Genomic DNA, 21,142 nt, shown 5'->3' with positions numbered 1-21,142 from the left:
ACTCCTTACGGCTCACTTCTTCCTGACAGGGGCGAGGATATCGAAGGGCAGGTCGTTCTTCTGTTCCGACGGGGTCCGTGCATAGGTTTCGGTGTCCGGGATCTCCGGAACCGCGAATTCATCCTTGGCGTAGGCCGCGGCCTGCTTCGGCGGCTGGATGTCCATCGTTTTCAGCAACTGCCCGGTTGCCGCCAGAAGTCGGTATTGGGCAAAGAGGGATGCGTAGGACGCGGTGTCCGCCAGCGTTGCTGTGTTGAACCGCGTATTCTGCGCATCCAGCACATCGAGCAGCGAGCGCTGTCCGACCTTGAACTGCTCGCGATAAGAGGCAACCAGCTTCTCGTTGGAAGCGGCTTGCAGCTTCAGGGTCTTTGCCAGGTCGGCTTGCCGGAAGCGGCGATCCCACGACGTGCGAACGGCTTCTTCGATCTCCCGCAGAACCTGATGCAGCCCAAGCCGCTGTTCGCTGGCGCGGCGGATCTGCTCCTGCTCATTCGCTTTGTCGATGCCGCCCCGATACAGGTTCCACCGCAGCACCACCCGTGCCTGCAGATCGGAGGTGTCTCCATTGTCGCCGTCAATGTCGTATCCGGCCCGGGCAACGCCTTCGGCGACGACCGACGGGCCGTATTTCGCCCGAGCGGCGTCAACCTGCGAGCCCGCGGCGGCGATATCGCTATTGGCCATGTGGACGCGCGGGTTGTTCTCCCGCGCAATGCCCAGCGCGTCGTCCAGGGACCTTGGCAGTGCAGAGGAAACGTCGCCTGGCCGCGATGCATTGGTCAGCGGTTTCCCGACGGTCTTGAAGAAGCGTATTCTCGAGGCCTCGAGTTCCTCGGAAGCCTCCTGCATGCGGGCCTTGGCCGCAAATAAGCGCTCCTCGGCCTGTTGCCGGTCTGCTTCGTTCAATCCGCCGCCTGCTATGCCTTCCCTGATGTCGTGGAGAATCGCTTGGTGAAAGCCCAGATTCTTCTTTGCCTCGGCCACGATCGAGGCCTGAAGCATGTATTCCAGGTAATCCTGGGCGACAGACAGCCCGATGAACTCAGATCGCTCCAGCACGCGGAATGAGGCGCCATCCACTCGCGAGGCTTGACGGTTGAGTTCGGCTCGCCTTGCGCCACTATCATAAAGCGTTTGCGAAACCGTCAGATCGGTCTCCGCGGGATAAAGCGCATCGTGCTCGATGGAGAGCGCGCGGCGGGAGGAGTTGTCCAGGCGGCGAGCACCAGCGGATGCCTCCAGGTCGACGCTTGGAAGATAGAGCCCTTTTGCTTGCCGCAGTTCGAACTCGATGGCCTCGCGGTTTTCGATGGCCTGGCCGATTTCCGGGTTGGATTCCACCGCGACCGCCATGGCTTCCTTGAGTGTCAGCGCATGCGCGCCCCAGCAGCTCAGCATGGTAGCCGTCATCAAGAGACCAACGCCCATGACCTTGGTCGACAGACCTGTCGTCTTCATTTTCCCACCCACGTTTCCCCGCGCTTTTTAAGAGCGCCCCAGCCGGGCTTGGCGCCTGACCTTGCCACTATCTTGCAAATTAACGTGCGCGTTTCATTATTAAGCTGTGACTAAATCATAGAATTTAGGCAGACGGTCAAAAAATGTAGCAAAAATAGCACACATTTGGGACGCCGGCGGGATCAAATGCCGGTATCGAAACTTGAAGCCCCGAGACAAGATATTGAAGATGGGCAACAGCAAGCCTGTTCTGGCATATGCCGATGAGTACGCATGTCCGCAAACAAAGTTGCTCTCGCGGAGGCAATAAGGCGCCTTCAACAGCTCGGGTGCAGAAGGATTTGGTCCGGCCCACCCAGATTGACGACATGTTCTGGTCGCGCCCGCTGTGGTTTGCGAGATCGCTGACGCACTGCCGAGCGTGACACTTCTTGGTTAAGTCTAGGCTGCAGAGTGTTTGGATCAGGGCTTATTCGGTGCGCGCTTCGGCCTCGAATGGAGTCTGCGCTTGGCTGGGGCGCCAGGATTCGAACCTGGGAATGTCGGTACCAAAAACCGATGCCTTACCACTTGGCGACGCCCCAATAGCCGTCAGAGTCGCTGTGCGGCGCGTTATTAGCAGAGCAGCCGAAAAGCACAATGCTTATGAACGACCGCGAAGACGCTCGGCTGACCAGCGGTGCAATCGGCGCTTGGTGATCCACAAGCGGACTAGTGGGACCACACAGCCAGCTCGTTGCCGGCTGGATCGACGAAGTGGAAGCGTCGGCCGCCGGGGAATGAGAATATCCGCCTGACGATCGTTCCGCCGGCGCTTTCGACGGCGCGAAGGGTTTCCTCCAGATTGTCGCTGTAAAGCACGGGCAACGGCTTGGCCGGTGCTTCCGCGGCATCGGCCTGAAAGCCGCCATCCAGGCCCTCGGCGAAGGCCGAATAGGTCGGCCCATAATCTGTGAAAGACCAAGCGAAGGCGGCGCTGTAGAAGGCCTTCAACCGATCCAGCGTGCCGCCGGTCGCCGGCATTTCCAGATAGTCCAGTTTTCCAGGCTGTTTCATGACGCGCCTCTTGTTCCCTTTATGTTCTAGACGTCGAGCCGTGAGGTGGCAAGTCTTTTTGCCACAGGCCCAGGCGGAGTTTTTTCTTAATCGATTGTAGCGGCCGAACGGCTTGCCGACGCCTTGCCTTTCGCACTGCAGCATCATATCGCTCCAAAGTCGGGCACGGATGGAACTTTGCGTTTCGCCAATCTTTCCAATCTCCTGCAACCGGAGAGCAAGCATGACCAAATGGGTTTTCACCTTTGGCGATGGTGCGGCGGAAGGCCGTGCCAGCGACAAGAATCTGCTGGGCGGAAAGGGCGCCAACCTGGCCGAGATGTGCAGCCTGGGGCTGCCAGTACCGCCGGGCTTTACGATCACCACCGAGGTCTGCAATGCCTATTATGCCAACGGTCGCACCCACCCGGCGGGATTGGAGGCTGATGTCGCAGTCGCCCTCGACCATATCGGCCGGCTGACTGGCCGCCGGTTCGGCGACCCGTCGAAGCTGCTCCTGGTTTCGGTGCGTTCCGGCGCCCGGGCGTCGATGCCCGGCATGATGGACACTGTGCTCAATCTCGGATTGAACGACGAGACAGTCGAGGCGCTGGCCGCCGATTCCGGCGATGCGCGCTTTGCCTATGACAGCTACCGCCGTTTCATCCAGATGTATTCCGACGTCGTCATGGGCCTCGATCACGAGGTGTTCGAGGAAATCCTGGAAGACCAGAAAGCCAGCCTCGGCCACGAACTCGATACCGAACTGACGGCGACCGAATGGCAAGGCGTCATCGCGCTCTACAAGGCCAAGGTCGAGGAGGAACTCGGCAGGCCGTTCCCGCAGGATCCGCACGAGCAACTCTGGGGCGCGATCGGCGCGGTGTTTTCAAGCTGGATGAACAACCGGGCCATCACCTACCGGCGTCTGCACGATATCCCGGAAAGCTGGGGCACGGCGGTCAATGTCCAGGCCATGGTGTTTGGCAATATGGGCGAGACCTCGGCCACCGGCGTTGCCTTCACCCGCAACCCCTCGACCGGTGAAAAAATGCTTTATGGAGAGTTCCTGGTGAATGCGCAGGGCGAGGATGTCGTCGCCGGCATCCGCACGCCGCAGAACATCACCGAGGCGGCGCGCATCGCGGCCGGTTCCGACAAGCCTTCGCTGCAGAAGCTGATGCCGGATGCCTTCCAGTCCTTCGTCACCATCTCCGACAGCCTGGAAAAGCACTACCGCGACATGCAGGATCTCGAATTCACCATCGAGCGCGGTAAATTGTGGATGCTGCAGACCCGGTCCGGCAAGCGGACCGCCAAGGCGGCGCTCAGGATCGCGGTTGAAATGGCAAGGGACGGCCTGATCACGAAGCAAGAAGCCGTCGCACGCATCGATCCGGCTTCTCTTGACCAATTGCTCCACCCGACCATCGACCCGAAGGCCGCACGAGACATCATCGGCGTCGGGCTGCCGGCGTCTCCGGGGGCTGCCACCGGCGAGATCGTCTTTTCCTCCGGCGATGCCGAGGATCTGAAGACGCAGGGGCGCAAGGCGATCCTGGTGCGTATCGAGACCAGCCCGGAAGATATCCATGGCATGCATGCGGCCGAAGGTATCCTGACCACGCGCGGCGGCATGACCAGCCACGCCGCGGTCGTCGCGCGCGGCATGGGCAAGCCTTGCGTGTCCGGAGCCGGCTCGCTGCGCGTCGACTACAAGGCAGGCACGCTGGTCTCGATGGGACAGACTTTCCGCAAGGGCGACATCATCACCATCGACGGCGGCAACGGCCAGGTGCTCAAGGGCGCCGTGGCGATGCTGCAGCCGGAATTGTCCGGCGATTTCGCCGCCATCATGGAATGGGCGGATGCGGTACGCCGCATGAAGGTGCGCACCAATGCCGAAACGCCGCTCGATGCCCGCATGGCGCGCTCCTTCGGCGCCGAGGGCATCGGGCTATGCCGCACCGAGCACATGTTCTTCGATGGCGTCCGCATTGTCGCCATGCGCGAGATGATCCTGGCCGACACCGAAAAGGACCGGCGCGCCGCGCTTGCCAAGCTGCTGCCGATGCAGCGAGCGGATTTTCTGGAGCTGTTCGAGATCATGGCCGGCCTGCCGGTGACGATCCGCCTGCTCGATCCGCCGCTGCACGAATTCCTGCCCAAGACCGAAGCGGAAGTCGCCGAAGTCGCGGCCGCCATGAACGTGTCGGCAGACAAGCTCAGGCAGCGCACCGAGGCCCTGCACGAATTCAACCCGATGCTAGGCCATCGCGGCTGCCGGCTCGCCGTCTCCTACCCCGAGATCGCCGAGATGCAGGCGCGCGCCATTTTCGAGGCGGCGGTCGAGGCCGGCAAGAAAGCCGGCGCGCTGGTCGTCCCTGAGATCATGGTGCCGCTGGTCGGTCTGGCGAAGGAACTCGATTTTGTGAAGGCACGCATCGACGCCGTCGCCAAGAGCGTCATGGACGAGAGCGGCGTCAACATCGATTACCTGACTGGGACCATGATTGAGCTTCCCCGCGCGGCGATCCGCGCCCATGTCATTGCCGAGTCGGCCGAGTTCTTCTCCTTCGGCACCAACGACCTCACCCAGACCACCTTCGGCATCTCGCGCGACGATGCCGCCTCCTTCCTGGAGACGTATCGCCAGAAAGGCATCATCGAGCAGGATCCGTTCGTTTCGCTCGACATTGAGGGCGTCGGCGAACTGGTGCGCATGGCGGCGCAGAAGGGCAGGGCGACGCGACCCGACATCAAGCTCGGCATCTGCGGCGAACATGGCGGCGATCCCTCGTCGATCCGCTTCTGCGAGGAGGTCGGGCTCGACTATGTCTCCTGCTCGCCCTACCGCGTGCCGATCGCCAGACTGGCAGCGGCGCAGGCCGCGGTGCAGACAACGACGACGGGGCGTGGATAGACCGGTCCGAGCTTACGGTTTTGTATGAAAACTCACACGAACGTGCTAGAGGTATCGCGCAATCTCGCCATTGTTTCTGACCAATTTCGTGATGATCGCCAAACGTCTCCGGAAACATATGTTGCAGATTTCACCCGCTCCGTTCCGCTCGATCCTGATCATTCAAACGAAGTTCATAGGCGATATCGTCCTCGCTTCGACCCTCGCCAGGAACCTTCGGCTCGAATTCCCCGGTGCCAGGATCGTGTTCCTCTGCGAGGCGCACTTGGAGAGCTTCGTGATTGCGCATGGCATCGCTTCGGAGGTGGTCCCGTTCAGGCGGGCTCGCGCGCGGGGCACCCCGCTGGAGCGCGGAAAAGAGCTCTACGCAACGGTGAAGGCGCTGCGCGGCTTCTGCTTCGATTTGACGATCGACCTGACCGATTCGAAGACCTCTCGGCTTATCAGCGGCTTGGTCAACGCAAAGACGCGCGTCGGCTACAATCCCCCGGAAAGGCCTCTGAAGCTGCTGGAGCGGCAGCCCGCCAATGTGTTTGCCAAACCATTCGGGTTTGGCGGCCAGCATTTTGTTTATCGCTATCTCTCCCCTCTTGAAGCGCTCGGCATCGATCTGCGGGTGACGGTACCGAGCCTCCAGCCGCCGCCATTCGAGGCCGCGAAAGCCTTGGCGCTTCTAGGCACGCACCACATCCGTCCGAACGCCTTCGTCGCTGTCCACGCAGGCGCGAGTTTCAAGGGCCGGCAGTGGCAGCCGGAACGGTTTGCCGAGGCGATTGACCAGATTGCGGCCGAAACCGGACTGGGCATCGTCCTGGTGGGAGGGCCGGGCGAAGGTGAAACCGCCGCGCGGATCGTTGCCGAGACGGCGACGCCGGTGGTGGACCTGGTCGGAGCGCTGTCGCTCGAGACCCTTCTGGCCGTCCTGGAACAGGCTCGGCTGTTTCTGGGCAATGAAAGCGGGCCGATGCATATGGCCGCTGCCGCCGGCACCCCGGTTGTCGGCCTTTTCGGCCTGACGCATCCGTCACGGTGGGGACCTGTCGGCGTGCCCAGCATCGCGCTTCGGCCGTCAATGCCATGTGACTGCGTGGCCAAGGATTTGTGTCGCCGAACCGATCCCAGCAGGGCGTGCTGCGTTTGGCGCCTGGAGGTGAAGCCGGTTGTCGAAGCGGCGCGCGAAATTCTCGCGCGCACCGAGCTGAAAAATGAACGCGCTGTCTGAGGGCGATGGAACGGCAAGACTGTCGCTGAACGGCTCGTCGACCAAGGGGGAGGTCAAATTGCCGCGCCAGGCGTTTTTCTGCTATCCCTCGTCCGATTTCCGCCTTCATGCGGGTCTTGGGATGTCGGCTTGAAACCGCCGGTCGGGAACTTGGTTCGATGCATTTGCCGCAAAGACATCTCTGCATGATCGCCATGTCGGTGGCGCTGATATCCAGCGCCCATGCCACGCCGCTGGTCGAACCCACGCTGCACATCAAGCCGGCTGCAAGCGGAACCGGTCGCGTTGCACTCACGCTCGATGCCTGCGGCGGCAAGACCGACACGCGCATTCTCTCGGCGTTGGTGGACAACAACATACCGGCTACCATTTTCGTCACCGGCATCTGGCTGAAGCGCAACGCCGAGGCCGTCGCGATCATGCGGGCGCATCCCGACCTGTTCGAGCTGGAAAATCATGGTGGCCGGCATATCCCGGCGGTCGACACGCCACAGAAGATCTATGGCATACGCAGCGCCGGCAGCCCGGAAGCAGTCCTTGCCGAAGTCGAGTCGGGGGCCGCGGCTCTGGCCACGACCGGCGAACCGGCGCCGAAATGGTTCCGTGGTGCAACAGCCGAATACAGTCCCTCGGCCATTGCGATGATCCGCAAGCTCGGCTTCAAGATTGCCGGTTTCTCGATCAATGGCGACGGTGGCTCGCTGCTCGGCGCCAAGGAAACGGCCAGGCGCATCGCCGCCGCCAAGGACGGTGATGTCATCATCTCCCACATCAATCAGCCGACCCATGCCGCCGGCGAGGGCGTGGTTCAGGGCCTGCTGTCGCTCAAGGACAAGGGCATGACCTTCGTGCGCCTCGACGATGCCGACGGAACGGGTAATCACGGCACCACCGACTAAGGGCCGGCATCACCCGAATATCAATGCCCCTGAGTGTCTTCAAGCCGAAGCGTTCAGTCCGGCTTGGCCTCGATGCTGACCTTGCTGGCGTAGAACGCGCCGTGGTCGCGGATGTCGGTCATCTCGTCGAAGGGCTGCCGATAGGCCCACATCGCGTCCTTGCCCGCTTCGCCCGCCGGCAGCACGCTCCAATAGCTGGCATCACCCTTGTAGGGGCAGTGCGTCGCGTGATCCGTTCGGCTGAGCTTGTCGAAATCGATATCGGCGAACGGAATGTAGAAGGCGGCGGGGTAGGGGGCCTCCGTCAGCACCTTCGCCTTGGCGGAAGAAGCGATGACCGTACTGCCGGCGCGGATTGTGACGGTGCCGGAATAGGGCTCTATCGTAATGATCTTGTCGGGATTGCGCTGGAAGCCGGGTGCCGGGTTGGCGATCTTGTCCATGCTGGTTCTCCTTGCCCCGACCTTAGGTGTGGTGGGCGACCGGATAGAACAAGGCCCGTGGTCACAAACAAGCAGACACCAAGCGCCCGTGCGTGGCGCAAGACTGGCCTTGGCGTGGCAGCGGAAAATCAGGCAGCGGTTTTGAAGGCGTCCATCAGCCCGGCATAGGCGGCCGCGATGCCCGCCACCGGGTTGCTGCTTCTCGAGATCGTCTCGACCTTCAGCGCCCCTCCGACGGTTGGCAAGGTGAGCAGAAGGAACTGGCGATTGCCGCCATCGCCGACGGATGCCGCCGCGACGTGCTGGCCTTCGCCTTCGTTCTGGACGCACATCTTGAACAGCAGTGTGCCGCCGACCGCTTCGAGCGCGCCGCCGACAACTTCGACGAACTCGTCTTCGGAAACGGTCTTTTCGTCCGGCACCAGATCGGCCAGGCTTTCGGCAAGCGTACTCTCGAGAACCTTATCGTCGAGCGCGTCCATGCGAACCTCTTTCAGTCGCCAATCGCACCCCTTTGCCCGTTAACGAAGCTTAACACCGACGATGGCCGGATTATGGCACTTTTTGCTGTTGGTCCGATCACGAGGAGTTTGCGCCGATGGAATCTATTTGAAGCTCCTGCCATTCGATCGGCGGCAGGGACCCCCAAATTTCAGGAGCGCTTCAGCAGCGACCAGACGGCCGGCACGAGGCTGGCCGCGAGCGCGACCTTGATGAGATCGCCGACGATGAACGGCACGACGCCGAACTGCCAGGATTTTTCCGGACCGATGAGCATTGCCAGCCAGGCAAAACCCATCGCCATCATCACCCCTTCGGCAACCAGCATGGCGTTGAAAAGCTTGATCGGATGACGGTCCCAGCCGCGGTCGGCGGCCCAGCCGACAATCGCCGCCACGACCACGAAGCCGGCGAGATAGCCGCCGGTCGAGCCGAGCATATAGGCAATGCCGATGCCTTTTTCCGGCGTGCCCTGGAAGACCGGGAAGCCCATGGCGCCTTCCGCCATGTAGAGCAGCAGGGTGGCGACGCCGAGCCGCATGCCGAAGGCGGCGGCGATCAGCAGGACGGCGAGCGTCTGCATCGAGAGGTCGACAGGCCCGAGCATCACCTTGGTCTTGGCCGAAAGCGTCAAGAGCAGCGTCCCGGTGATCGCCAGCAAAAACTGCGTTGCCAGTCGCGCGGCACCTTCCTGCGGCAAGGCCAGGAAAACAAGCGGGCGCGTCGTCGTTGCGGTTGTCATGGTCTTCCCCAATCCAAACTTGCCGCGAACCAGAAATCGCGGTCTTGCATTTTCCTATATTGGCTTGCGTGCTATGCGGCAATCTGTTTTGCCGTTCCGGGAACAAAGCGCCGACATGGCTCTCAAATTCGATATCAGCTTCGACCCTGCTTACGGCCAAGGTGTAAGCGTGGCCCCCGACGTGCAACGCGTCACGGCCCCTAATCCCAGTCCCTTCACTTTCCATGGCACCAACAGCTACGTCGTGGGCCACGATACGCTGGCGGTGATCGATCCGGGGCCCGATGACGAGGCGCATCTTCAGACCTTGCTCGACCTGATCGCGGGCCGGCCGGTGAGCCACATTTTCGTCAGCCACACGCATCGCGACCATTCTCCGCTGGCGGCCCGGTTGAAGGAGCGCACTGGCGCCCAAGTGCTGGCGGAGGGACCGCACCGGCCGGCGAGGCCCTTGCACATTGGCGAAACCAACGCGCTCGACGCCAGCGCCGACACCGCTTTCATTCCCGACATCGCCTTGCCGGACGGCGAGCTGGTCAGCGGCGACGGCTGGGCGATCCGGACCGTCCTGACGCCCGGCCATACCGCCAACCATGCGGCATTCGCGCTGGAAGGCACCGGCATCCTGTTTTCAGCCGATCACGTCATGGGCTGGGCAACCTCGATCGTCGCGCCGCCGGACGGGGCAATGGCCGATTACATGGCATCGCTGGACCGCCTGATCGAGCGCGGCGATCGGCTGCTGCTGCCTGGCCATGGAGGACCGGTGACGGCGCCGCGCGCTTTCATGCGCGGGCTGAAGACCCATCGCAAGATGCGCGAACGAGCCATTTTGGAACGGATCAGGGCCGGCGACAGGACAATCCCCGATATGGTCAAGGCGATCTACAGGGATACCGACCCCCGGCTGCACGGCGCCGCCGGCCTGTCGGTGCTTGCCCATCTGGAGGACCTGGTGGCGCGCGGCGTGGTGGCGACGGACGCCGCTCCCGCCATAGATGGCATTTTCACGCCTGGCCGATAGCCCTGCCGCCGCCCACCCGTTCACCAATCATCGTCGCGGCGCGCGATTTGCTCGAAAAATGGCTATTGTGCCGGCGCCGCGCCGATCTGGCCGGCGACTTCCTGATCCAGTTCCGTGAGGAATTCAGTGATGCGCGCGGCATTGTCGCCAAGGTCATGGCGGCCGTAACGCGAGGCGGAGCGCATGTCGACGATGACCGTGTCGCCGTCATCCGTGACGCGAATGGCGACGTCCGCGGGAAGGCCAAGAACGAAACTCGAGGCGACGGCAGTGATTGTCACCTCCGTCTGTCCGGCGAGTTCGGGATAAGGCTCCGAAAGGTCCCAGCCGCGCCGGTCGAGCACGGTTTCAACGGCATTGACGACGGTCTCGAACGGCAGGTCGTAGCTGCGTGCGGTGACCAACGGATAGCTGTCGGTCTGCAACGTCTGCTCACCCGGCGTCGACGGGGACACTGCGTTCATGTCCTTGGTCCGGTCGCTGACATCAAGCGCGGGCGGTTCATCGAAATCGGTCGAAATGTCCCGCAGCGGCGGATAGATCGTCGCCCAGTAGGCGGCAACGCCGTAGGGGGTGAGCACCAGCAGCGCCAGCAAGGCGCCGACGGTGAGATCACGGCCACCACGGTCACCGAAATTCCACAGCCTCGCAAAGGCCAGGCCGGCAAACAGCAGCGCCAGCGCCGCCAGCAGGGCAGCAATGCCCAGCACCCACAGGAAGACCGGTGTTTGGACGAGGCCGAAGCGATGGCCGACAAAGTTCGTCAGCAAAAGCACCGCTGAAAAGGCGCCCGTGCGCCGCGACCAGCCGGCAGCCTTCGACGTTTGCCGTTCGGGAATGCTAACCATTATTCTCTGCGCTGCCCCAACCCGGATGGAGGTTTAGTGCCTTTTTGCGGAAACACGCAACATCCTCTCAATCCGTCGGCAAGCGATAGTCCCTGAACTGCTGACGCAAGGTGATCTTCTGGATCTTGCCTGTGGCGGTGTGCGGTATCTCGCCGACGAAAGCGACGTCGTCCGGCATCCACCATTTGGCCACCTTGCCATCCATGAAATCGAGAATCCCGGCCTTGGTCGGTTCCTTGCCCGGCTTGGCAACGACGACCAGCAGGGGCCGCTCGCCCCATTTCGAATGCTTGACGCCGATGGCCGCGGCTTCCGCCACATCGGGATGGCCAACGGCCAGATTCTCCAGGTCGATGGTCGAAATCCATTCGCCGCCGGACTTGATGACGTCCTTGGCACGGTCGGTGATCTGCATGTAGCCGCCGGCATCGATATGGGCGACGTCTCCAGTGTCGAACCAGCCGTCCACGTCGAACTGCTCCGCGCCCGCACCGCCATAATAGGCGCGGGCGACGGCCGGGCCGCGCACCTTCAGCCGGCCGAACGTTTTGCCGTCCCAAGGCTGCGGATTGTTCTCGTCATCGGTCACCTTCATTTCGACGCCAAAAGGCGGGTAACCCTGCTTGCTCTGGACGTCGAGCCGAGCCTCGCCTTCGAGGCCGGCATAGTCCGGCTTCAAGGTGCACAGCGTGCCGAGCGGCGACATTTCGGTCATGCCCCAGGCATGGATGACCTGGACACCGTAATCGTCCTGGAATTTCGTCATGATCGCGCGCGGGCACGACGAGCCGCCGATCACGACCTTGCCGAGATGGGGAAGCGTCTTGCCAGTCTCCTCCAGATATTGCAGCAGCATCATCCACACGGTCGGCACGGCGGCGCTGAACGTCACCTTTTCCTGATCGAGCAATTCATAGATCGAGGCGCCGTCCATCTTGCAGCCTGGCATGACCAGCTTGGCGCCGATCATCGGGCCGCTCTGGCCAAGACCCCAGGCATTGGCGTGGAACATCGGCACCACCGGCAGAATCGTGTCGCGCGACGACAGGCCCATGGCGTCGGGCATGGCCGCGATCATGGCGTGCAGCACGTTCGAGCGATGACTGTAGACGACCCCCTTGGGATCGCCCGTCGTGCCCGACGTGTAGCACATGCCGGCGGCGGTGCCTTCGTCGAAGCTCCTCCAGGCGAAATCGCCATCGACCTCTCCGAGCCACTCCTCATAGGCGACGGCGTTGGGCAGGGTCGTTTGCGGCATGTGCGCCTTGTCGGTGAGCACGATCACTTTCTTCAGCGATTTGACGGCACCCGCGATCTTCTCGAGCAACGGGATGAAGGTGAGGTCGACGAAGACGGCCTTGTCCTCGGCGTGGTTCATGATCCAGACGATCTGTTCGGGAAACAGGCGCGGATTGAGGGTGTGGTAGATAGCACCGATGCCCATGATGCCGTACCAGGCCTCGATGTGGCGGGCGGTGTTCCAGGCCAGCGTCGCGATGCGGTCGCCCAAGGCAAAACCGTCGCGCTCCAGGCGCTGGGCGACCTTGAGGGAACGACGATGAAGGTCGGCATAGGTGGTGCGCACGATCGGCCCCTCGATCGAACGCGACACGATCTCCCGCGCACCATGCTGCCGCTCGGCGTTGTCGATCAGCTTGTGGCACAGCAGCGGCCATTCCTGCATCAGTCCCAGCATACCGGGTTCCTCCATCACGCTTTTCACGGTGCGCTTTTGATCGCATTGTGAAGCGAACCGGGGAATTGTCCAGCGTCCACAAGCGCAGCGGGCGAAAGTCGGAGTTCGAACCTGTATCGGCAAACGGTTGAATCCGGACGGCTTTTTGATTTCGCTTGGCTGCATCGGGCCCGGACCGGCCATCGATGGCGATCTGGCCAGGCGGTTGGCCGATTTGGCATGGGCGCTTGGTCGGCACCAAAGACATCACCTCTATATATCGGCTGAGGGTTCGGCAGGTTTCTCAAGGATTGGAGAATAAGCCGGGACATTAGCCGCGGCTTTTAAATTGCAATGCAGCAATGCTGCCGATCAGAACTTCTGCCAACTATTCCCGCTAAATAGATGCTTGCTGGTGAGGTCGCACTGGCGTAGCTCTTGATCTTCGACTGAGTCGAATCGCCAATGGTGAGGGGTCCGGTTCGCTTTGCGAAGGAACGGCCTGCCAAGTGTAGTGGCGATTGCCGACACGGGCACCTTTCGGGGGAAGGGGAAGAAGTTGAATGTCGCAACATCAACGATTGTCGGAAGCCGGCACTTCCTGTTCAGAATTCGTTTTCAACTCATCGGCGGACTGACATTCGCGATCATCGCGCCAGCACTGATCCGGATAGCATCCTATCCGGACGCGATCTATTCGGCCAATCTGCAGATAACGGTCGCGGCTGCCATCATTGCGCATGTTACCGGCTTTCTTGCCTATCGCCGCATTGGCAATTTTCCGGGCGTGGCCGCGGCCAGCTATATCCTGCCGACATTCGTCCTGTCCTACGGTGTTGTTTTCTTGACGATTTTCTTTTTCCGCTTCGAGTATAGCCGGTTTCAGGCCGCCGCCAGCTTCACGCAGTCCACGCTCTGGTATTTCGGCCTGAGCCTCATGACCCGGCGTCTTGAGCCGTACCGGCTGGCCGTCATTCCCGGCGGCAATGTCGAGCGCCTCAGGGCCCTGCCGGGCGTGCACTGGTTCTGGCTCCAGTCGCCCGGCACCGTTATCGAAATAGTTAACGGCGTTGTTGTCGATTTGCGTGCGGACCTCGGCGCCGAATGGGAGCGCTACATCGCCGACCGGGCGCTGTCGGGCACGCCCGTCTATCACGTCAAGCAGGTCAGCGAATCGTTGACCGGTCGTGTCGAGATCGAACATCTGTCGGAGAACACGCTCGGCTCGCTCAATCCGAACCAGGCTTATCTCAAGATCAAGCAGGCCATCGACTGGACCTCCGCGCTTGTCCTTGTCGTGGTTCTTTGTCCCGTTCTGCTGCTGGTCGCCCTATCGATCCGGCTGGACTCGGAAGGCCCCGTGCTGTTTCGCCAACCCCGCATGGGCTACCGGGGCAGGATCTGCACCGTCTACAAATTTCGTTCGATGAGGCAGCAGACCGGCTCCGGCAGCGACAAGGACAAGGCGATCACCAAACGGGATGACGATCGCATCACGCGGGTCGGGAGCTTCCTGCGCAAGTTCAGGATCGACGAGCTGCCGCAGGCCATCAACATCCTGCGCGGTGAGATGAGCTGGATCGGGCCACGGCCGGAAGCTGTCGTGCTGTCGCAATGGTATGAGGCGGAATTGCCGTTCTACCGGTACCGGCACATCGTCAGGCCGGGCGTGAGCGGGTGGGCACAAGTAAATCAGGGCCATGTCGCAGCGGTCGGCGATGTCATGGAAAAATTGCACTATGATTTTTACTACATAAAGAACTTCTCACCTTGGTTGGACGTGCTGATCGTTCTCAGGACCATAAAAACGATGTTCACCGGTTTTGGTGCGCGATAGCCAAATCAGGGCCTGAATCCGATCGCACGTGCAGGAAGCAATGGATCTCGCCTCAAGGAAAATAGCTGTCATCGGACTTGGCTATGTCGGTCTGCCGCTGGCTGTGGCCTTCGGGGCGACCAGGGATGTGATCGGCTTCGACATCAACCCGTCGCGCGTGGAGGCACTGAAGCGCGGCGAGGACCATACGTTAGAAGCCAGCGAGGAGGAAATCGCCGCCGCCAGAGGGCTGAAGTTCACCAGCGAGAAAGCCGATCTGCACGACTGCGGAATTTTCATCGTTACCGTGCCCACGCCGATCGACCGGGCCAACAGGCCGGACCTGAAGCCTCTCGTCATGGCGTCGACGACGGTCGGCGAGGTCATATCCCCGGGCGCGGTGGTGATCTTTGAATCCACCGTCTATCCCGGCTGCACGCAGGAAGTCTGCGCACCGCTGATCGAGAAACATTCCGGGCTGCGTTACAACAGCGATTTCTTCCTCGGCTACAGTCCAGAGCGCATCAACCCCGGCGATCGCGAGCACCGGCTGCAGACGATCGTCAAGGTCACCAGCGGTTCCACGCCAGAGGCGGCGGAGGCCATCGACGCGCTCTATGCCTCGATCGTGCCGGCGGGTACGCATCGTGCCTCCAGCATTGCCGTGGCCGAGGCCGCCAAGGTCATCGAGAACACGCAGCGCGACTTGAACATCGCCCTGATGAACGAGCTGTCGCTGATCTTCGGCAAGCTGGGCATCGACACGTCGGAGGTGCTGGAGGCGGCCGGCACAAAATGGAATTTCCTGCGCTTCACGCCGGGCCTCGTCGGCGGGCACTGCATCGGCGTCGATCCTTATTATCTCACCCACAAGGCCCAGGAACTCGGCTATCATCCCGAGGTGATTCTTGCTGGGCGCCGCATCAATGACGGCATGGGCCAGCATGCGGCGGACCAGACGGCCCGCCTGATGATGCGCAAGGGCATACCTGTCGTTGGCAGCCGGATTCTGGTCATGGGTGCGGCCTTCAAGGAAAACTGTCCGGACTTGAGGAATTCCAAGGTCGTCGACGTCGTCGCGCAACTGAGGCAGTACAATGCCGGCATCGATATCTGGGACCCTTGGGTCGACGCGCAGGAATGCGCACGCGCTTTCGGCACGGCGAGCGTGAAGGAGATGCCCGCCGCGCGCTATGACGGCGTCATCGTCGCTGTCGGACACGCGCAGTTCCGCAGCTTGGGCGTTGCGGGGCTGAAGTCGCTTTGCAAGGACCCCAGTGTAATCTACGACATCAAGGGGCTGTTCCCTAGGGACGTTACGGACGGGCGCTTCTGATGAAGGTACTGGTCACCGGCGCTGCCGGCTTCATAGGCTATCATGTCGCCAGGCGGCTCCTGGAGCGCGGTGACGAGGTCGTCGGCATCGACAGCATCAACGATTACTACGACCCGCAAATCAAGCAGGCGCGGCTGCGGCTCCTGGACGAGGCGAGCCGCAAGACCAATGCCGGCTATCATTTCATCCACGGCGATCTCGCCGACAGGGGCGTGGTCGACGGCTGCTTTGCCGACCATGGCTTCGACCGGGTGATCCATCTCGCCGCCCAGGCCGGCGTGCGCTACAGCCTGGAAAACCCGCGCGCCTATGTCGAGAGCAACATCATCGCCTACACCAACATGCTCGAGGCCTGCCGCGGCAGCCGTGTCGGGCACCTGACCTATGCCAGCACCTCGAGCGTCTACGGTGCCAACACCGACATGCCGTTTTCCGAGCATCGGCCGGCCGACCATCCGCTGCAGTTCTACGCCGCCACCAAGCGTGCCAACGAACTGATGGCGCACAGCTACAGCCACCTGTTCGGCCTGCCGACCACGGGGCTGCGCTTCTTCACGGTGTACGGCCCCTGGGGACGTCCTGACATGGCGCTGTTCCTGTTCACCAGGAGCATCCTGGCCGGTGAGCCGATCAAGCTGTTCAACAACGGCAACCACACGCGCGACTTCACCTATGTCGAGGACATCGCCGAGGGCGTGATCCGTGCCAGCGACAGCCCCGCCGCGGCCAACCCGGCCTGGGATTCCGGCCGTCCGGATCCGGCGACCAGCAGCGCGCCCTGGCGCATCTTCAACATCGGCAACAACAATCCGGTGAAGCTGACCGCCTATGTCGAGGCGCTGGAAAACGCGCTCGGCCGCAAGGCGGTGATCGAGCTGCTGCCGCTGCAGGCCGGCGACGTGCCCGACACCTTCGCCGACACTTCGGCGCTGCAGGCGGCGGTCGGCTATCGCCCCCGCACCTCCGTCACCGAGGGGGTGGGGCGGTTCGTCGAGTGGTACCAGGATTATTTTGGGCGGGGATAGCGCGAACCGATAAGGAGGCAGTGTCGTTGCTGAGGGGGTTTGTACGCGCGAACGTGGCGGTCTCTGAATATCTTGACAGGGCTTTGCCGCCACGCCTTCGCGCGGACGGCAATAGCACGTTTGCGACCGAAATCGCGCCGGCGCTGCTGTCTCCGGACACATTGGTCTACGATTTGGGTGGAGGCGCAAGACCGCTCGTCAGCCTGCCGCAGAAGCGGTGCCTCGGGCTCGTCGTGGTCGGGCTTGATCTCGCTGCCGAGGAACTGTCCAAGGCCCCCGATGGACTCTATGACGAGCAGATCGAGGCGGACCTTACCGTGTTCAAGGGAAGGCAGGACGCTGATCTGGTCATATGCCAGGCGACCCTGGAACATGTTCGCGACGGAGAGGGCGCGCTTCGCGGCATCGCCAGTTGCGTCAAGCCGGGCGGTTTGGTTGCCATTTTCTCGCCGTCACGCAATGCCGTTTTCGCCAGGTTGAACCTGATTTTGCCAGAGAGGATCAAGCGGCGTCTGCTGTTTGCCATCTATCCCGACAAAGGCAGGGGTCACGACGGATTTCCGGCTTTCTACGACAAATGCCTGCCAAGCGAGGTGGAAAGGATCGCGGCGCAAAATGGGCTGGAGCTTGTCCAGCGGCGCCTGTTCTGGAGAAGTTCATACTTCTATTCCTTCGTGCCGGCCTTCCTAGCCTGGCGCCTCTGGCTTGGCATCACCGCTCTCTTGCTCGGCAAGGATGCGGCGGAGACCTATGCCTATGTCTTTCGGCGAAAACAGTGATCCGTCGAAGATATTCTCCGCCGGTCCTGGCCCGTTTCCGGTTGCGCCTGCTTTCCAACGGGAGAGCTAGAGCCGAACGAGGCGGTATGGCGGCGGCCGGGCTTCGAACCGGATGAAGCGAACGAGGAAAGATAGAAAGTCGCCGGGCGGTCCGGATGCCCGGATCGCCGTCTTCATCCCCTCGCTGCGGGCAGGTGGCACCGAGCGCGCGATGCTTACCCTGGCCCGGGAATTCGATCGGCGTGGGCTGGTGACGGATCTCGTACTTGGATGTGCGATAGGTGAATATCTTCCCCTGGTTCCCGACACGATAAGGATAGTGGATCTGCAGGCGTCTCGCATGCTGTTTTCCCTGTCCGGCCTTATTCGCTACGTCAAGGCGGAGCAGCCGCGGGTGATGCTGGCGGCGCTGCCTCACGCGAACATCCTGGCAATAGTGTCGTCCTTCCTGTCACGGCAAGGGGTGCGTACGGTCATATCCGAGAGAAGCAACCTGTCCAGGACCCTTGCGGATACGAAACTGATCCGTGAGAGATTTCTGCCGTTCCTCATGCGAATGACATACGGTTATGCTGACAGGATAATAGCCGTCTCACATGGCGTTGCGGACGATCTGATCAGGCGCATCGGGCTCGACCCGAATTCTGTCGAAGTGATCCACAACCCGTTGGATATAGAACACATTCAGGCACAGGCCAGCGCGCCCATCGATCATCCGTTCGCGGATGAGGACGGCAGGTCCCTGCTGGTCGCCGTCGGTCGCCTCGATTTCGCAAAGGACCATGCCACTCTGATTAGCAGCTTTTCACAGGTCGTAAGGAAACGACCCGTCAAACTGGCGATTGTGGGGGAAGGGCCGCTGCGCGCGTCGTTGCAGACGATGATCGATGAACTCGAGTTGCGTTCCTCGGTCGCCCTGGTCGGCTTTTCGAAAAATCCGTATCCGTGGATGCACCGCGCCGCGCTGTTTCTCCATTCGTCGCGAAGGGAGGGCTTTCCCAATACGATTATCGAAGCCATGGCCTGCGGAGCCAGGGTGGTGAGCACGAATTGCGAAAGCGGCCCAGCGGAAATCCTGGAGGACGGCAAGTGGGGGCGGCTTGTCGCGGTGGGCGACGTGCAAGCCTTCGCGGCCGCGATATTGGCCGGCCTCGATGACGTCAGCCCACCCGACGTCAGACGTCGAGCCCAGGATTTCAGTGTCGAAAAAGTGGCTGACGCGTATCTGCTCGCGATGGGTATGGGCCTGGCGAGCGCCACCCGAAAGGAGCTCCCGGATTAAAGTCCTGCATGTCATCACCGGGCTGCACAATGGCGGTGCTGAGGCGGCTTTGTTCCGTCTCTGCATGGCCGAGCACACTCATTCGCACGCAGTGGTCTCGCTTTCCGACGAAGGAAAATATGGCCCGCTGCTTCGGGAGGCGGGGGTGCCCCTGACCTGTCTGTCGATGCCGAAGGGAAGGCTAAGCCTCGGCGGGCTGGCGGCATTTCGGCGTGTCTTGTCAGCCCATCCGCCTGATATCGTCCAATGCTGGATGTACCACGCAAATCTGGTTGGAGGCGTCCTGTCTCGGCTTGCGGGTATCCGGCTGGTGGTTTGGGGAATGCACAATTCCGGTCTGGATCCGCTTGTCGCCCCCTTGGCCACGCGGATGGCGGACCGGGCCTGCGCGCTCATATCCCGGGTGGTCCCGACCCAGATCGTGAGCTGTTCGCAACAGGCATCACGGCGCCATATCAGCGCGGGTTACTCGGCTTCGAACTGGACGATAATTCCGAACGGTTATGATCTGGCTGTCTTCGAGCCGGATGAGAGGGCGCGCAGTCGGCTGCGCCGGGCCTGGTCGATAGATGAAGGCCAATTCGTCATCGGAAGCGTCGCTCGCTGGCATCCAGACAAGGATCACAGGAATCTCGCCGCTGCCTTGGCCAAGCTGTCGGCGCGCGCCGAGTTCCCTTTCAAATGTATTCTCGCCGGCCCCGGAATCTCTCCTGAAAATACCGACCTTGCCGGACTGCTGGACCGTTACGGCGTTCGCGACAAGGTGATGCTGCTTGGTCCGAGCGACGGTGTCGCCGCTCTCATGAGTGCGTTCGACATCCATGTCCTTGCCTCGAGGCGCGAGGCATTCCCTAACGTCGTCGCCGAAGCCATGGCGTGCGGTACGCCTTGCGTAGCGACGGATGTCGGCGATATCGGCATGATTGTCGGCAATACCGGATGTGTTGTTCCGAGCCGGGATCCTGACGCGCTTTCTCGCGCCATTACAAACATGGCTCTGGAAAACCGTGACTCGCCATCCTGGGAGACAAGACAGCAGGCATGCCGCAACCGCGTCGCGTCCGATTTTTCAGTTGAGCGGATGGCAAGGGCATACAGCGCGCTATGGGAGAGATTGTCTGCCAAGGGCTAGCGCACGGAAAACGACCAGGAACAGACAATTATATGTTAAGCTTGCGAGTCATCAGGCAGACGGTGGGGATTGTCATGTTGGAAACCGACAAGCTGTTCGCGGGCTCAATTCCGGAAAACTACGACCGCTACATGGTGCCTTTGATCTTTGAGCCGTTCGCTGCGGATATCGCGCGGCGAGCAGCGGCCCTATCGCCCGGCGCGGTCCTGGAAATCGCCGCGGGCACCGGGGTCGTCACCCGCGCATTGGCGCCAAGACTGTCGCCCGACGCAAGCTATGTCGTGACCGACCTAAACCAGCCGATGCTCGACTACGCTGCTTCGCGACAAACTCCTGATAGCCGTATCGAGTGGCGCCAAGCGGATGCGATGGCGTTGCCATTTGAAGATGCGGCCTTCGATCTTGTCTGTTGTCAGTTCGGTGCGATGTTCTTTCCGAACCGCACGTCTGCTTATCGCGAAGCCAGGCGGGTCCTGAAGCCCGGCGGACGGTTTTTGTTCAATGTATGGGATCGCATCGAGGAGAATGTGTTCGCCGATGACGTGACCAACGCTCTGGCACGGATCTTTCCCGACGATCCCCCGCGCTTCCTGGCACGCACGCCGCACGGCTATCACGACAAGGTGCTGATCCGTCGCGACCTAGAGGATGCAGGCTTCTCTCGAGTGGTGATCGAGACGAGAGCCGAACAGAGCCGCGCATCCTCGCCACGCCTTCCGGCCGTTGCCTACTGTCAAGGCACTGTTCTTCGCACCGAAATCGAGGCCAGGGAAGCTGGAAAACTGGAAGCTGCAACCGATTACGCGGCATCCGCCATCGCAGACCGACACGGCAGCGGTGAAGTCGCCGCCAAAATTCAGGCCCATGTAATCATGGCCGAGGTCTAGGTGTCGGCAGGCCCGTTCCGCACGACATGTCGCCCGCCGTACCGCACTCGGATGGCATTCGGAGGGCCGCAGACACCAGCCGGATTTGTGAGCCGCCGGGCGTGAGGATATT

Annotated in this window: 19 protein-coding genes and 1 tRNA gene; 12 read left to right on the top strand and 8 right to left on the bottom strand. The window is 61.8% G+C overall.

All coding sequences use genetic code 11. The features are described from left to right. Positions 1-12 precede the first annotated feature (12 nt). The 3 genes from LB516_RS06600 to LB516_RS06590 all read right to left on the bottom strand — a co-directional run bounded on the left by LB516_RS06600 (position 13) and on the right by LB516_RS06590 (position 2,517). Positions 13-1,461, bottom strand: a complete 1,449-nt coding sequence (locus LB516_RS06600; RefSeq protein ID WP_224719171.1) for a TolC family protein — start codon at positions 1,459-1,461, stop codon at positions 13-15. 509 nt (positions 1,462-1,970) lie between these two features. Further along, positions 1,971-2,045: transfer RNA gene (locus tag LB516_RS06595), tRNA-Gln, on the bottom strand. Positions 2,046-2,172: 127 nt separating this feature from the next. Next, entirely contained in the window at positions 2,173-2,517 is a 345-nt protein-coding gene (locus LB516_RS06590) for a VOC family protein (RefSeq protein WP_015318754.1), read from the bottom strand. 223 nt (positions 2,518-2,740) lie between these two features. Here LB516_RS06590 and ppdK point away from each other — a divergent pair, with 223 nt between their 5' ends. The 4 genes from ppdK to LB516_RS06570 all read left to right on the top strand — a co-directional run bounded on the left by ppdK (position 2,741) and on the right by LB516_RS06570 (position 7,540). Beyond that, positions 2,741-5,419: a pyruvate, phosphate dikinase gene (gene ppdK / locus LB516_RS06585; protein WP_224719170.1), complete on the top strand. Its 2,679-nt coding sequence runs from the start codon at positions 2,741-2,743 to the stop codon at positions 5,417-5,419. Positions 5,420-5,510: 91 nt separating this feature from the next. After that, a complete protein-coding gene (locus LB516_RS06580) occupies positions 5,511-6,641 on the top strand; it encodes a glycosyltransferase family 9 protein (protein WP_224719192.1) in 1,131 nt (376 codons plus the stop codon). Further along, the gene (locus LB516_RS06575; protein WP_224719169.1) at positions 6,625-6,774 is read left to right on the top strand and encodes a hypothetical protein; all 150 of its coding nucleotides are present in this window, start codon (positions 6,625-6,627) and stop codon (positions 6,772-6,774) included. Before LB516_RS06580 ends, LB516_RS06575 begins: the two co-directional genes overlap by 17 nt. 25 nt (positions 6,775-6,799) lie before the next feature. After that, a complete protein-coding gene (locus tag LB516_RS06570) occupies positions 6,800-7,540 on the top strand; it encodes a polysaccharide deacetylase family protein (RefSeq protein WP_224719168.1) in 741 nt (246 codons plus the stop codon). Between the two features lie 53 nt (positions 7,541-7,593). Here LB516_RS06570 and LB516_RS06565 read toward each other — a convergent pair whose 3' ends face one another. From LB516_RS06565 to LB516_RS06555, 3 genes are all read right to left on the bottom strand, one after another. After that, positions 7,594-7,983: a DUF427 domain-containing protein gene (locus LB516_RS06565; protein ID WP_015318749.1), complete on the bottom strand. Its 390-nt coding sequence runs from the start codon at positions 7,981-7,983 to the stop codon at positions 7,594-7,596. Between the two features lie 128 nt (positions 7,984-8,111). Further along, the gene (locus LB516_RS06560; protein WP_015318748.1) at positions 8,112-8,465 is read right to left on the bottom strand and encodes a hypothetical protein; all 354 of its coding nucleotides are present in this window, start codon (positions 8,463-8,465) and stop codon (positions 8,112-8,114) included. Between the two features lie 170 nt (positions 8,466-8,635). Next, the gene (locus LB516_RS06555) at positions 8,636-9,226 is read right to left on the bottom strand and encodes a biotin transporter BioY (RefSeq protein ID WP_224598138.1); all 591 of its coding nucleotides are present in this window, start codon (positions 9,224-9,226) and stop codon (positions 8,636-8,638) included. Positions 9,227-9,341: 115 nt separating this feature from the next. Between LB516_RS06555 and LB516_RS06550 the strand changes: the two genes are divergently transcribed. After that, entirely contained in the window at positions 9,342-10,250 is a 909-nt protein-coding gene (locus LB516_RS06550) for an MBL fold metallo-hydrolase (protein WP_224719167.1), read from the top strand. A 62-nt stretch (positions 10,251-10,312) separates the two neighbouring features. Here the strand turns inward: LB516_RS06550 and LB516_RS06545 are convergent, their stop codons facing one another. Beyond that, positions 10,313-11,098, bottom strand: a complete 786-nt coding sequence (locus LB516_RS06545) for a DUF1499 domain-containing protein (protein ID WP_140663254.1) — start codon at positions 11,096-11,098, stop codon at positions 10,313-10,315. A 67-nt stretch (positions 11,099-11,165) separates the two neighbouring features. Beyond that, entirely contained in the window at positions 11,166-12,794 is a 1,629-nt protein-coding gene (locus LB516_RS06540) for a fatty-acid--CoA ligase (protein WP_015318744.1), read from the bottom strand. Between the two features lie 538 nt (positions 12,795-13,332). On the opposite strand from LB516_RS06540, the gene LB516_RS06535 reads away from it, so the two are divergent. The 7 genes from LB516_RS06535 to LB516_RS06505 all read left to right on the top strand — a co-directional run bounded on the left by LB516_RS06535 (position 13,333) and on the right by LB516_RS06505 (position 21,030). After that, positions 13,333-14,610 carry a sugar transferase gene (locus tag LB516_RS06535; RefSeq protein WP_224719166.1) on the top strand — a complete coding sequence of 426 codons (1,278 nt, stop codon included), beginning with the start codon at positions 13,333-13,335 and terminating at the stop codon, positions 14,608-14,610. Positions 14,611-14,650: 40 nt separating this feature from the next. Further along, a complete protein-coding gene (locus tag LB516_RS06530) occupies positions 14,651-15,925 on the top strand; it encodes a nucleotide sugar dehydrogenase (RefSeq protein ID WP_015318742.1) in 1,275 nt (424 codons plus the stop codon). Further along, positions 15,925-16,950 (top strand): NAD-dependent epimerase, encoded by a 1,026-nt coding sequence (locus LB516_RS06525; RefSeq protein WP_140663251.1) that lies wholly within the window; start codon positions 15,925-15,927, stop codon positions 16,948-16,950. The genes LB516_RS06530 and LB516_RS06525 overlap by 1 nt, the downstream gene beginning before the upstream one ends. A gap of 83 nt (positions 16,951-17,033) precedes the next feature. After that, positions 17,034-17,729: a class I SAM-dependent methyltransferase gene (locus tag LB516_RS06520; RefSeq protein ID WP_181166401.1), complete on the top strand. Its 696-nt coding sequence runs from the start codon at positions 17,034-17,036 to the stop codon at positions 17,727-17,729. 112 nt (positions 17,730-17,841) lie between these two features. After that, positions 17,842-19,011 carry a glycosyltransferase gene (locus LB516_RS06515; protein WP_140717749.1) on the top strand — a complete coding sequence of 390 codons (1,170 nt, stop codon included), beginning with the start codon at positions 17,842-17,844 and terminating at the stop codon, positions 19,009-19,011. Then, positions 18,929-20,143 (top strand): glycosyltransferase, encoded by a 1,215-nt coding sequence (locus tag LB516_RS06510; RefSeq protein WP_224719165.1) that lies wholly within the window; start codon positions 18,929-18,931, stop codon positions 20,141-20,143. Before LB516_RS06515 ends, LB516_RS06510 begins: the two co-directional genes overlap by 83 nt. A 74-nt stretch (positions 20,144-20,217) precedes the next feature. Next, on the top strand, positions 20,218-21,030 hold the full coding sequence (locus tag LB516_RS06505; protein ID WP_041163501.1) for a class I SAM-dependent methyltransferase: 813 nt from the start codon (positions 20,218-20,220) through the stop codon (positions 21,028-21,030). Positions 21,031-21,142: the final 112 nt, after the last annotated feature.

It is taken from the genome of Mesorhizobium sp. CO1-1-7 (genome assembly GCF_020164885.1).
GTDB lineage: Bacteria > Pseudomonadota > Alphaproteobacteria > Rhizobiales > Rhizobiaceae > Mesorhizobium > Mesorhizobium australicum.
The sequence above is the reverse complement of the archived record's forward strand: the minus strand, read 5'-3'. Positions and strand labels throughout refer to the sequence as shown.